At 63.8% G+C, this 11,996-nt stretch carries 11 protein-coding genes; 3 read left to right on the top strand and 8 right to left on the bottom strand.

The window, feature by feature from the left end; translation table 11 throughout:
* Positions 1-31 precede the first annotated feature (31 nt).
* Positions 32-943, bottom strand: a complete 912-nt coding sequence (locus ACE04A_RS26755; protein WP_259251305.1) for an amino acid ABC transporter substrate-binding protein — start codon at positions 941-943, stop codon at positions 32-34.
* A 171-nt stretch (positions 944-1,114) separates the two neighbouring features.
* On the opposite strand from ACE04A_RS26755, the gene ACE04A_RS26750 reads away from it, so the two are divergent.
* Positions 1,115-2,047: a LysR substrate-binding domain-containing protein gene (locus ACE04A_RS26750; RefSeq protein ID WP_100853681.1), complete on the top strand. Its 933-nt coding sequence runs from the start codon at positions 1,115-1,117 to the stop codon at positions 2,045-2,047.
* A gap of 22 nt (positions 2,048-2,069) precedes the next feature.
* On the opposite strand, the gene ACE04A_RS26745 is transcribed toward ACE04A_RS26750, so the two are convergent.
* Together ACE04A_RS26745 and ACE04A_RS26740 are read right to left on the bottom strand one after the other, a co-directional pair.
* Positions 2,070-2,738: a flavin reductase family protein gene (locus tag ACE04A_RS26745; RefSeq protein WP_447987655.1), complete on the bottom strand. Its 669-nt coding sequence runs from the start codon at positions 2,736-2,738 to the stop codon at positions 2,070-2,072.
* 17 nt (positions 2,739-2,755) lie between these two features.
* Complete coding sequence (locus ACE04A_RS26740) at positions 2,756-3,238, bottom strand: VOC family protein (protein ID WP_448715686.1); 483 nt, start codon at positions 3,236-3,238, stop codon at positions 2,756-2,758.
* A 162-nt stretch (positions 3,239-3,400) separates the two neighbouring features.
* On the opposite strand from ACE04A_RS26740, the gene ACE04A_RS26735 reads away from it, so the two are divergent.
* Positions 3,401-4,306, top strand: coding sequence for a LysR family transcriptional regulator (locus ACE04A_RS26735; RefSeq protein ID WP_438859316.1), 906 nt, complete (start codon positions 3,401-3,403; stop codon positions 4,304-4,306).
* Positions 4,307-4,318: 12 nt separating this feature from the next.
* Here the strand turns inward: ACE04A_RS26735 and ACE04A_RS26730 are convergent, their stop codons facing one another.
* From ACE04A_RS26730 to dnaA, 5 genes are all read right to left on the bottom strand, one after another.
* The gene (locus tag ACE04A_RS26730; RefSeq protein WP_485820697.1) at positions 4,319-5,134 is read right to left on the bottom strand and encodes a hypothetical protein; all 816 of its coding nucleotides are present in this window, start codon (positions 5,132-5,134) and stop codon (positions 4,319-4,321) included.
* Positions 5,098-6,168, bottom strand: coding sequence for a WG repeat-containing protein (locus ACE04A_RS26725; RefSeq protein ID WP_485820696.1), 1,071 nt, complete (start codon positions 6,166-6,168; stop codon positions 5,098-5,100). Before ACE04A_RS26725 ends, ACE04A_RS26730 begins: the two co-directional genes overlap by 37 nt.
* A gap of 107 nt (positions 6,169-6,275) precedes the next feature.
* The gene (gene gyrB / locus ACE04A_RS26720; protein ID WP_259251297.1) at positions 6,276-8,723 is read right to left on the bottom strand and encodes a DNA topoisomerase (ATP-hydrolyzing) subunit B; all 2,448 of its coding nucleotides are present in this window, start codon (positions 8,721-8,723) and stop codon (positions 6,276-6,278) included.
* A 101-nt stretch (positions 8,724-8,824) separates the two neighbouring features.
* Positions 8,825-9,934: a DNA polymerase III subunit beta gene (dnaN, locus tag ACE04A_RS26715; protein ID WP_006227714.1), complete on the bottom strand. Its 1,110-nt coding sequence runs from the start codon at positions 9,932-9,934 to the stop codon at positions 8,825-8,827.
* Between the two features lie 2 nt (positions 9,935-9,936).
* Complete coding sequence (dnaA, locus tag ACE04A_RS26710; protein ID WP_100853686.1) at positions 9,937-11,394, bottom strand: chromosomal replication initiator protein DnaA; 1,458 nt, start codon at positions 11,392-11,394, stop codon at positions 9,937-9,939.
* A gap of 404 nt (positions 11,395-11,798) precedes the next feature.
* Here dnaA and rpmH point away from each other — a divergent pair, with 404 nt between their 5' ends.
* The gene (gene rpmH, locus ACE04A_RS26705) at positions 11,799-11,933 is read left to right on the top strand and encodes a 50S ribosomal protein L34 (protein WP_003816025.1); all 135 of its coding nucleotides are present in this window, start codon (positions 11,799-11,801) and stop codon (positions 11,931-11,933) included.
* Positions 11,934-11,996 lie beyond the last annotated feature (63 nt).

Below are 11,996 nucleotides of genomic sequence, written 5' to 3'. Positions count from 1 at the left end.
CGCCTGGGCCCCCCCCCCCACAACTTGCTGGTTACTCGTATGCCTTCGGGTCACCCGAGTCGGTCGGGTTGGCCAGCGCGCGCTTGAGCGCATCGCTCATCGGATACTTCAGGTTGATCTGCTTCGGGGGAATCGGCGAATTGAAGTACTTGTTGTAGATCGCCGCGACCTTGCCGGTCTTCATCAGGTCCACCACGGCGTCGTCCACCACCTTCTTGAATGCGGGGTCGTCCTTGGGTTCCATGATGCCGTAGGGCGCCATTTCCAGGCCCTTGGTGCCGATCACGAACGCATCCGGATTCTTCGACGAGGCCACGGCGCCATAGGCGATGCCGTCGTCGTTGGCCGACCCGGCGGCACGGCCCGATTCCACCATCAGGATGGTCTCGGCGGTGTCCTTGGTGGGCGCCATCGTGATACCCAGGTTACCCTTGGCGTTCAATTCCGAGATCAGGCGGAAAGTCTGGCCGCCGGCTTGCGCGGCAATGGTCTTGCCCCGGAACGATTCCAGGTTGTTGGGATCCACACCGCCGTCCTTGCGCGCCACCAGCACCACCTGCGCCACGAAGGTCGTGGGCGCGAACGACACCAGCTTGTGGCGTGCCAGGTTGTTGGTGGTGTTGCCGCATTCCAGGTCGATGGTGCCATTGGCCAGCAGCGGGATGCGCGTGGCGGAAGTCGTCGGGTTGTAGCGCACTTCCAGCTTGGGCAGCTTCAGCGCGGTCTTGATGTGTTGCACCACTTCCTGGCAGATCTCGACCGAGTAGCCGATGGGCTTCTGGTTGCCGTCGAGATAGGCGAAGGGGACCGAGGTCTCGGGGTGGCCGAGGGTGATCACGCCGGTTTCGCGGATCTTGTCCAGGCGGCTGGTGCCTTCGGCGTGGGCGGTGGCCGTGCTGCCCAGCAGAGCGGCAGCAACGGAGATCGCGGCAAATGCTTTCATCTGATTCCCTTGGCGCCGTGCGATCGGCGCGTGTTTGTAGTCACGATCGGCGGCGCCGGTTTGTCCGGCGTCCGCCACGTCCCGCGATGAGCCCCGCGGCTGGCAAAAAGTATCAACTAGCAGTATGGTTTTATCCAGTTCCAATCAGGTATTCCTCTATACGGATTTGATATGGCCATTCCACGGATGGGCTTAAGACACATCGAGGCCTTCCGAGCCGTCATGATGACCGGCTCGATGACGGCCGCCGCGCGACGCGTGCACACCTCGCAGCCGCACGTTAGCCGCTTAATTGCGCAATTGGAAGCCATCACCCAGTTTCCCTTGTTTGATCGCAATGGCAGCCGCCTGAGCCCCACACAGGACGGTTCGCGCTTCTTTCAAGAGGTGGAAAAAACCTTTATAGGCCTGGCCGGCCTGGAGTCGGCGGCGGCCAGCATCCGCTCGTTCAGCGCCAGCCGCCTGAGCGTGGCGGCCATGCCACGGCTGGCGGGCGGCATGCTGGCGCGCATCGTCGCGGCCTTCAAGACCGAGTACCCCGACGTGATGGTGTCCATCCATTCGGGCAACGCCAGCGCGGTGCACAACTGGATCAGTTCGGGCTTTTGCGACACGGGGCTGGCCATGCTGTCGGGCGACAGCCCGGGCATCCAGGTCGAACCCGTGATGACGATGAACTGCGTGGCGGTGCTGCCCAAGGGGCACCGCCTGACCAAGCTGAAAAAGCTCAAGCCCGCCGACTTCGCGGGCGAGCCCTTCATCGCCTTTCCCAGCGCCACGCCGCTGCGCGAAAAGATCGACGCCGTCTTCAAGTCCGCCAAGGTGGAACGGCAGACGGTGGCCGAAGCGGGCCTGGGGTCATCGGTGTGCGCGCTGGTGGGCGCGGGCCTGGGCGTGGCGCTGATCAACCCCTTGGCCGCGCGCGAAGAGTACGAGGCCAACGGCGTTGAAGTCCGCCCGTTCAGCCCGGCGGTGCCGGTGACGGTGGCCTTGCTGTATCCGCCGTATCACACGCGCACGCGGCTGGTCAGCGTGTTTTCGCGCTACGCGCATCAGCTGATGAATGAAGAGATGGCGGATCTGAAGGCGCGGCCGCCACGGTGAAGGGGCCGGCCTTCGCCGCCTGCTAGATGAAGGACCGTTCCAGATAGTCGGCCGCTTCGCCAGACTGCTTCAGCGCCTGCCATTGCGCCAGGTTCAACTGCGGCATCTGGAACGCCGGCTGCGGGCGGCCATACCAGCCTGGGTTGTGCAGACGGGCCAGCAGGTCCATTTTTCCGCCGTCCAGATAGAGGTGTTCGCGGTCGGCCACGAATTCATCCTGCACATGCATCGCCACCACATCGGCCACCACCAGGCTGCGGCCGTCGATGCGCAGCAGCTCATGCACCCGGCACTCAAACGCGACGGGCGACTGCATCACGCGCGGCACGCCGATGCGTTCGGACGGCGCCAGCACCAGCCCCGCTTCCTGTGATTCATCCACGCCGGCCGGGAAGTCCACCGCCGTCACGTTCATCCTGGCGGCCAACCGGGTCGACACCAGGTTGACGGTGAATTCGCCGCGCTCGGCGATATTGCGCGCGGTGTCCTTGGGCGCGCCATCACGCATCCCGATGCCCACACAGATCAGCGGCGGATCGCCCGACATCAGGTTGAAGAACGAGAAGGGCGCCACGTTGGTCGCCCCCTGCTCACCGCGCGACACGATCCAGGCGATGGGCCGAGGCACGATCGCCGCCGTCAGCAGCTTGTAGCGTTCGGGGCCCGCCAAGACGTTCAGGTCGATGAACATGACTTATCCCCAACTGCTCAGTCTTGCGCAGGCGTCGGCGCCGCGCCCTGGGCGGCCTTCGCATCCGCGAAGAGACGGTCGCTGCGTTTGCAGCGGCAGCGTCCCAACTGGTGCAGCTCGATCAGGTTGCCGACGGGGTCGCGCAGAAAAAGCTGCATGAGTTCCGGCGCCGCCACGTTGTCCAGCTTCCAGTAGTCCACCGCCATGCGTTGCAACTCCGCCTCGGCCTCGGCGATATCGTCCACCGCCAGCGCCACGTGGTTTTCCACAGGGTCGCGTCCCGGCCCCTGGGAATAGGGCGAGGGGCCATCGCTGCCCAGCAAATGGATCTGGCAATCGTTGCCCATGTCCAGGAAGTAGCCGGCGATGCCCGGTATTTCCCAGCGGCCTTCATCGGTGTCCAGCCCCAGCACGCTTCCATAGAACGCGCCCATGGCCGCCACTTTTCCCAGTGGCATGCGCACCGCGTGGTGGTGCAGTTCCAGAACCTTCAGCGCCATGTCTATCTCCTTCGTTTTCCAGCCGGCGCCCATGCACCGCCACGAACGGCATCATGGCGCCCGCGCGCACACCGGGGAATGCCGCCCATCGCAATCCACGATTGCATCGCGTGCAACGCTGCGCCCCAAGCCGCGCCCGGCGCGCACGCTATGCTTGGCGCCATGACGACGCCCGACCTCAACCTGCTGCTGGCCCTGGACGTGCTTGTCCAGGAGGGCAGCGTCGCCGGCGCGGCGCGTCGGCTCAACCTGAGCACGCCCGCCATGAGCCGCACGCTGGCCCGCATCCGCGACGCCGTGGGCGACCCGGTGCTGGTGCGTTCAGGACGCGGCCTGGCGCCCACCCCGCGCGCGCTGGAACTGCGGGATCAGGTGCGCGCGGCGGTGGAGCAGGCGCAATCCGTGTGGTCGGCATTCAGCCGCGACACGGACCTAGGCGCGCTGACCCGCATCTTCACGCTGCGCGCCAACGATGTGTTTGTCGGCGCTTTCGGTGGCCGCCTGCGCGAACATCTTTGCCGTCACGCCCCGCGCGCCGTGCTGCGCTTTGTCTCCGAAAGCGAAGACGACGAGGAAGCCTTGCGTGACGACGCCGACCTCTACATTGGTTCGTCGCAAAAGTTCGGCGCGGACATCAAGGTGCAAACGCTTTTCACCACGTCCTTCTGCGGCCTGGCGCGCGACGGGCACGCGATTTTCGACGGAGCCGTCACGCCACACCGCCTGGCGGACTACGACCACATCAGCGTGTCGCGCCGTGGCCGCGCGCAAGGCCCTATCGACCAGGCGCTGGCCAGCCTGGGCCTGACCCGGCGCGTCGCGTTGATCACCCCCACCTTCCACGCCGCGCTGTTTGCGCTGGCCGACTCAGACCTGATCCTGCCCACCATGCCGCAGCACCTGATGCCGGGCATTGAACGGTTGGGACTCGCCTTGCGCGGCTTTGCGATGCCAGTGGCGACGCCCCCGGTCAGGGTGGTGCAAGCCTGGCCGCCCCGGCTGGACAGCGACCCGGCGCACCGGTGGTTAAGGCAGACGATCAAGCAGGTGTGTGAGGGGGTGGATTAGAAGGTGCCCGCGCTATTGCGGCTCGGTCTGTACCCGCCCGTCCGCATGCAAGTAGCGCATGGCGCCGTCAACATGCATGGCCGGCACGGCCTGACCCTGGCTCCAGCATTGCGCAATCGCCGATGGCACGCCGTGCACGCCATCCCCCGTGCGCAGCGACTCGGGCACGCCAATCCAGGCATAGACCGGTTCGAGCAGCCACGCGCCGTCCGCTTGTGCGATACCGATGTGCAGGCCATCCGGACTGTGGTCGCTGGCCTGTTCCGGCGTCACCGCGCAGAGCCAGCCGTGCGTGTCTTTCCACATCAGGCCGAACACCATGTGCTGCGTGCACGGCAGCGCCTCGCGGTGTTCGACCATGTCGTAGGCGCCTTGGAACCATTCGTCCCATTCCCCGTGATCCACACAGCGCAGCACGCGCATATAGCGGCCGGCCTGGCCCGCTGGCGGCGGCGTGATCTCTGCCGGGTCGGGCGCGGGTAGCCAGATGATGTCGGCCAGATCCGTATAGGCCACGGGCACGACGATTCCGCCCTGGGTGTCCACAATGCCGCGCTGATCGTCCTCGGTCAGCACCCGGATCCGCATCTGGCCGCTTATCCACAGGGTGGCGGAATCGGGCTCCGACTCCACCGGCCCCAACGCGGCGTACAGGGCGTCCAGCACGAGTCGACCTTGCGCATCGATCAGGCCGCAACCGTCACCGCGTTGCGTCACATAGGCATGCAGCGCGTCGTCCCAATTGATGTCATCCCATACCGGCGCGCTTGCCCAGGCACCGCGCCGGTCGATCAGGCCCCAGCGCCCGGCCTCGTAGGCGGGCGCCAAGCCGCCGGGGGAAAAATCGCCGGCCGATTCGAATGTGGGCGGAACCCCCCCCCCGCCCCCGATCTATCCACAAAGCCGATCAGGTCACCTACGCGGGCCATCGCCAAACCCTGTGAATAACTCCACACTTCGTCCAGCTCGCACGGCATCAACTGGCGGCCGTCGGTATCGATCAGCCCAAGCTTGTCGTCCTTGAGAACCGCCGCCACGCCGTCTTCGAAACGCCAGATGGAATCGAACTGCGGTGGCACCACCGCGCGGCTGTTCTCGCCGCGTCCTGCGCGCACGCCACACAGGTTGTCCACAACAAAGCGATGCAAGCCGTCGCCGAGGTGGGTGTCGTTGCCGTCGCCCTCATCTTCGTCCTCGTCCTCGCCCTGGTCTTCTTCCTCGTCGAAGTCTTCATAGCGCACCCGCCGGGCGGGTTCTTGCGGAAAGAAATACGGATGCGCCAGGCCGCCCAGCCCGACCCGCCACGCCCAACCGGATTCATCATCAGCGCCTTGCACGTCCAGCAAGCGCAACGCAGCCGCGATGTCGTCCTCGCGCATGCTGTCCTGCAAAGCGTTCCAGCGATCCGTGCACAGCGCGCGCGCGTGGGCAAGATACGCCTGCGCGCCATCCCCATGCAGCCACGCCAGCTCATCAAGATTGGCGCTTATCCACAAGCCGGCGGCATCGTCCCGCTCGCCCGACGCGTCCCGCGCCCCCCGCGCATTCATCCGTTCGGCCAGGTAAGCCACCGCCGCATCCCACTGCACGCAATGCGGCGCGTCTACGCTAGCCGCATGCGTCCGCAAGAATGCCGCCACCTGGCGCAAGCGATCGTGCGCGGCTTGCGCGGGGGCGGCCAGCGCCGCCGTACCCGCGTCTCCAAACACGCGCTGCGACGCATCGGCATCCCGCAAGCTGCCGTCGGCCAGCAACACCTGCCATAACGTCGGCAGGTTGCCATTGGCGGCGGCGATTTCTTCCGATGACAGCGTGCGGCCGTCCCGGTCCACCTGCAAAGACAACCACGCGCGATTACCCATCACTGCATCCTTGAAGCACGCTGGCCACCGCGCTATCTGTGCGCCACCAGCCGGAAAAAACAAAGGCCAGCCTTTTCAGGCTGGCCCGGGTCATGCGAGGCAAACGCTTACGCGTCGATGTTGCCCGCCGACAGCGCGTTGCGTTCGATGAACGCGCGGCGCGGTTCCACGTCGTCGCCCATCAGGGTCGTGAAGACTTCGTCCGCCGCGATGGCGTCTTCGATCTGCACGCGCAGCAGGCGGCGCACCTTCGGGTCCATCGTGGTTTCCCACAACTGTTCCGGGTTCATTTCACCCAGGCCCTTATAGCGCTGCTTGGAGATGCCGCGTTCGGCTTCGCTGCGCAGCCATTGCATGGCTTCGCGGAAGTCGGACACCGTCTGTTCCTTGCGCTTTTCGCCTTCGCCCCGCGCGGCCATCGAGCGCGTGCCCACCTTGCCCAGGAAGCTCTTGGCGGCCTTGGACAGGATGGCGTAATCGGAACCGTTGACGAAGTCGGCGTCGATGATGCTGACGCGCACGTTGCCGTGGTGCATGCGCTGCACCGACAGGCGATGGCGTTCGGTGGCTTCGTCAAACTGCGGCACCACGTCCACGCCGTTGCCGCTGATCGGGTCACGCATGGCCTCGGCCAGACGCTTGGCGGAATCCGCGGTCGACTCTGCCGTTTCCAGGTTGATTTCCACGCCTTCGGCCATGGCCGACAAGGCGCCCACGTCGAACACCTTCGACAGGCGCGCAATGACGCCATCGGCCGCCACGTACTGGCTGGCCAGGTCGGTCAGTTCTTCGCCACGGATGATGTTGCCGCCCGAGATGATCTCGGCATCCTTCAGGGCCTGTTGCAGCATGAACTGCGCTTCTTCCTGGTCATCCTTCAGATAGCGCTCTTCGCGGCCAACCTTCACCTTGTACAGCGGCGGTTGGGCGATATACACATAGCCGCGCTGCACGAGTTCCGGCATCTGGCGATACAGAAGCGTCAGCAGCAGGGTGCGGATGTGCGCGCCGTCAACGTCCGCGTCAGTCATGATGATGAGGCGGTGGTAGCGCAGCTTTTCCACGTTGAAATCGGGGCCGATGCTGGTGCCCAGCGCGGTGATCAGCGTGGCGATCTGTTCGCTGGCGATCAGGCGGTCAAAACGCGCCTTTTCCACGTTCAGCACCTTGCCGCGCAGCGGCAGGATGGCCTGGAACTTGCGGTCGCGGCCTTGCTTGGCCGAGCCGCCTGCGGAGTCACCCTCGACGATGTACAGCTCGCACAGCGCCGGATCTTTTTCCTGGCAGTCGGCCAGCTTGCCGGGCAGGCCCGCGCCTTCCAGCACGCTCTTGCGACGCGTCATTTCGCGGGCCTTGCGCGCGGCTTCACGCGCGCGGGCGGCTTCCACGATCTTGTTGCACAACGCCTTGGCGTCGTTCGGGTTTTCAAGCAGCCAGCTTTCCAGCGTGCGGGCCACGGCTTCTTCCACGGCCGGACGCACTTCGCTGGACACCAGCTTGTCCTTCGTCTGGCTGCTGAACTTGGGCTCGGGCACCTTCACCGACAGCACGCAGGCCAGGCCTTCGCGCATGTCGTCACCGGACGTTTCCACCTTGGCCTTCTTGGCCAGTTCGTTGTCGGCGATGTACTTGTTGATGATGCGGGTCATCGCCGCGCGCAGGCCGGTCAAGTGCGAGCCGCCGTCGCGCTGCGGAATGTTGTTGGTGAAGCACAGCACGCTTTCGCTGTAGCTGTCGTTCCACTGCATCGCCACTTCCACGCCCACCGACACGCCGCCGGCGGCCGATTCGGTGCTGACCGAAAACACGTTCGGGTGCAGCACGGTCTTGGCGCGGTTGATGTATTCAACAAAGCCCTTCACACCGCCCGAGAACGCAAAGTTCTCTTCCTTGCCGTGGCGCTGGTCCACCAGGCGGATCTTCACGCCGTTGTTCAGGAACGAGAGCTCGCGCAAGCGCTTGGAGAGAATCTCGTAGTGGTATTCGATGTTGTTGAAGATGATCGGGTCGGCCAGGAAGCGCACTTCCGTGCCCCGCATGTCCGTCGTGCCCGTCACAGCCAGGGGCGCCACGCGCGCGCCTTGGCGGAATTCCATCTGGTGGACCTGGCCGTTGCGGCGGATGGTCAGGCGCAGCCATTCGGACAGGGCGTTCACGCAAGACACGCCCACGCCGTGCAGGCCGCCGGACACCTTGTACGAGTTCTGGTCGAACTTGCCGCCGGCGTGCAGTTCGGTCATCACGATTTCCGCCGCGCTGCGGTGGAATTCGTCGTCCTTGTGGATATCCGTGGGGATACCGCGGCCGTTGTCGGTGACCGAGATGGAGTTGTCGGTGTGGATGGTGACGACGATGTCGTCGCAATGGCCGGCCAGGGCTTCGTCGATGGCGTTATCCACGACTTCAAACACCATGTGGTGCAAGCCGGTGCCGTCGGATGTGTCGCCGATGTACATGCCGGGGCGCTTGCGCACGGCCTCCAGCCCCTTGAGCATCTTGATCGAGTCTGCGCCGTAGCCGCTGTTCTCGGGAGTGGTGTTCTGCTGATCTGACATGTCTGGTTCGATAACGCTTTAAAGAACGGCCTGGCGGCCGGACCGCCCGCGAGCCCTCAGGCCCGCAAGCGGCACAAACCCACAAACGTGTGGGGCGCGGATCAGATCCGCATGGGCATGACGACGTATTTGAACTGGTCGTCTTCGGGCAGGGTGATGAGCGCCGATGCGTTGGCATCGGGCATGACCGACCACTGGATGTTGTCGACTTTCACGTTGGCCAGCACATCAAGCAAATAGCCCACGTTAAAGCCCACGTCCAGGGCCTCATGGCCGTAGTCGATGTCGATTTCTTCCTGCGCCTCTTCCTGCTCGGCGTTGGAAGACGAGATCTTCATCTGGTTCTGCGCCAATTGCAGGCGCACGCCCTTGAACTTGTCGGTCGTCAAAATGGCGGCGCGCTGCAAGCTGCCTTGAAGCGCTTCGCGGCCCACCATGAAGTGGCGCGTGTAGTTCGTGGGAATCACACGCGTGAAATCGGGGAACTTGCCTTCGACCAGCTTGGACACCAGTTCGACATCGCCGAAGCGGAAACGGATCTGGCCCGGCGCCACATCAATGGAAACCACCTCGTCGGAGTCTTCCAGCAGGCGCTGCATTTCCAGCACGGTCTTGCGCGGCACGATCACTTCGTGGCGTTCGGCGATGCCGTCGGCTTCGGTCGAGCAATGCGCCAGGCGGTGACCATCGGTGGCGACGGCGCGCACACGACCCGGTTCAAACACCAGCAGCATGCCGTTCAGGTAGTAACGGATGTCTTGTTGCGCCATGGCGAAGTGCACCATGTTGAACAGGTGGCGCAGCGTGCGTTGCGGCATGGTCAGCGAGACGTCCCACTGCTCGGGCTGAGCCACGGTGGGGAACTCGCTGGCGGCCAGCGTCTGCAACGCGAAGCGGCTCTTGGCCGACTGCACCGACAGCTTGTTGCTGGCCAGGGCCAGGCGCACGTCGCCGGTATCCGGCAGCGCTTTCAGGATGTCGAGCAGCTTGCGCGCGGCAACCGTGGTGGACTCGTTGTCCTGGCCCACGCCGAAGTCGGCATGGGTGGTGATCTGTACTTCCAGGTCGGTCGCAATAAAGGCAACCTTGTTGCCTTCCTTGCGCATCAGGATGTTCGCAAGAATGGGCAGGGTATGGCGTCTTTCGACGATGCCCGCCACAGTCGACAGCGGTTTCAGCAATGCATCGCGTGTGGTTTGTACGAGTTGCATGTTCATCCTTTTAGAGTTTGTTCCAACACGTGCAGGGTATGGTTGAGCTCCGCTTGTTTTGCGCGGGCGTCGGAAATCTTGCGTACGGCATGCAGTACGGTGGTGTGATCGCGCCCCCCGAACAGATCACCGATTTCCGGCAGGCTTTTCTGCGTCAGCTCTTTAGCCAGGTACATCGCGACCTGACGCGGCAAGGCGATATTGGCGGGCCGGCGTTTCGAGTACATGTCCGCGACCTTGATCTTGTAGAAATCCGCCACCGTCTTCTGGATGTTTTCCACCGTGATCTGGCCGTTGGACACGGACAGCAGATCCTTCAGGGCTTCCTTGCAGACATCCACCGTCAGCACATCGCGACCATGGAAGCGGGCGTAGGCCAGGACCTTGCGCAGCGCGCCTTCCAGTTCGCGCACGTTGCTGCGCAGATGCTTGGCAATGAAGAAGGCCACTTCCTCAGGCATGGGCACGCCTTCGGATTCCGCCTTGCGCAGCAAGATCGCCACGCGCATTTCCAGCTCCGGCGGCTCGATCGCCACCGTCAGGCCGGAATCAAAGCGCGAAATCAGGCGGCTGTCGATGCCGGACAGTTCCTTCGGATACGTATCGCTGGTGATGATGATCTGCTTGCGCTGGGCCACCATCGCTTCGAACGCATAGAAGAACTCTTCCTGCGTGCGGTTCTTGCCCGAGAAGAACTGGATGTCATCGATCAGCAGCAAGTCCAGCGAATGGTAATAGCGCTTGAAGTCATCGAACGCCTTGCGCTGGTACGCCTTCACGACGTCGGACACGTATTGGTCGGCATGCACGTAGCGCACCCGCACGCCCGTGCCCGCCGCGACCATGGCGTTGCCGATGGCGTGGATCAAGTGCGTTTTGCCCAGGCCCACGCCGCCATACAGGAACAGCGGGTTGTAGGACGTGCCAGGGTTCTCGGCCACTTGCAATGCCGCGGCGCGCGCCAACTGGTTGGCCTTACCCGTCACGAAATTCTCGAAGGTAAGGTCCGTGTTCAGGCGCGAGCGCTCGTACACGATGTTGGCGGCATCCGCGTTCACCGCCTGCGCCGCGACCGTGGTGGCGGGCTGGGGTGGGGCGGCCGGAGCCGGGGCCTGCATGGGCGGCGCGCCGCCTGAGGGCTGTGCAGCGGACAGGTGCGATTGATCGGGCTGCGGCGCACGCACGGGCGCGACCGGCATACGCGGGGCGGCTCCATGCGAGGGCAACTCGAACAAGACCTGTACCGGTCGCTTGAACCACTCCGCGGCCAACGCTTCGATCTGGTGGGAAAAGTTCTTACGCACCCAATCCAGCTTGAAGCGGTTGGGCGCGGCAACGCGCAGCACCGCCTGCGTTTCGTCGTACGCAAGCGGGACCAGCGGTCGTATCCACGCGCTGATTTGTTGGGGGGGGAGTTCCTGCTCAAGACGACTGACGCAGGTCTGCCAGAATTCTTTCATGTCGCTCTTATTCAAACCTCGATTCTACCTTGCCTGGGCTGGGGTTATCCACAGGGCAGGACATAAGCGTCTACACTGCCCAGGCTTAACTGTTTGACAAGACAGGGAAAACTTGCTGAAATGGTGGGCTTTTCCGAATTCTGTCTGTCAGAAGGTTTCACAGAGAGCTTAGCCGGAGTTGTAGCAAGTACCCTCCTTTCATAGGTTTGGGCGCTTACTGCACTGTCCGGTTTTTAGCTTTGCTGAATAGGTCGCCTGGGGAGAAATCCCTTGTCCAGAGCCCCGTCTACGAGATGTTTTTTGCACCTGTTGCAAAAATGCCCACTAGATACCCGCTCTGATTTTGCGTCCTGGAACCCTCCGGGCAGGTCCCTTCTGACTTTTGTTCTTTTTGTGGATCGTCCATGAAACGTACCTACCAACCTTCCGTCACCCGCCGCAAGCGCACCCATGGCTTTCGCGTGCGCATGAAAACCCGCGCTGGCCGCGCCATCCTGAACGCCCGCCGCGCCAAGGGCCGCAAGCGTCTGGCTGTCTAAGTCCGGGTTTTCCGGTTTTTCTTTCCGGAAGCCTGACTATTTGCACGGACCAGCCATATTGCA

The organism is Achromobacter colocynthidis, from assembly GCF_057334535.1.
The sequence above is the reverse complement of the archived record's forward strand: the minus strand, read 5'-3'. Positions and strand labels throughout refer to the sequence as shown.

Coding starts and splice junctions, on each gene's coding strand:
- ACE04A_RS26725 (WP_485820696.1), bottom strand. CDS start 6,168: ATGGGTAATCGCGCGTGGTTGTCTTTGCAGGTGGACCGGGACGGCCGC.
- ACE04A_RS26745 (WP_447987655.1), bottom strand. CDS start 2,738: ATGTTCATCGACCTGAACGTCTTGGCGGGCCCCGAACGCTACAAGCTG.
- rpmH (WP_003816025.1), top strand. CDS start 11,799: ATGAAACGTACCTACCAACCTTCCGTCACCCGCCGCAAGCGCACCCAT.
- ACE04A_RS26755 (WP_259251305.1), bottom strand. CDS start 943: ATGAAAGCATTTGCCGCGATCTCCGTTGCTGCCGCTCTGCTGGGCAGC.
- gyrB (WP_259251297.1), bottom strand. CDS start 8,723: ATGTCAGATCAGCAGAACACCACTCCCGAGAACAGCGGCTACGGCGCA.
- ACE04A_RS26740 (WP_448715686.1), bottom strand. CDS start 3,238: ATGGCGCTGAAGGTTCTGGAACTGCACCACCACGCGGTGCGCATGCCA.
- dnaN (WP_006227714.1), bottom strand. CDS start 9,934: ATGCAACTCGTACAAACCACACGCGATGCATTGCTGAAACCGCTGTCG.
- ACE04A_RS26735 (WP_438859316.1), top strand. CDS start 3,401: ATGACGACGCCCGACCTCAACCTGCTGCTGGCCCTGGACGTGCTTGTC.
- dnaA (WP_100853686.1), bottom strand. CDS start 11,394: ATGAAAGAATTCTGGCAGACCTGCGTCAGTCGTCTTGAGCAGGAACTC.
- ACE04A_RS26750 (WP_100853681.1), top strand. CDS start 1,115: ATGGCCATTCCACGGATGGGCTTAAGACACATCGAGGCCTTCCGAGCC.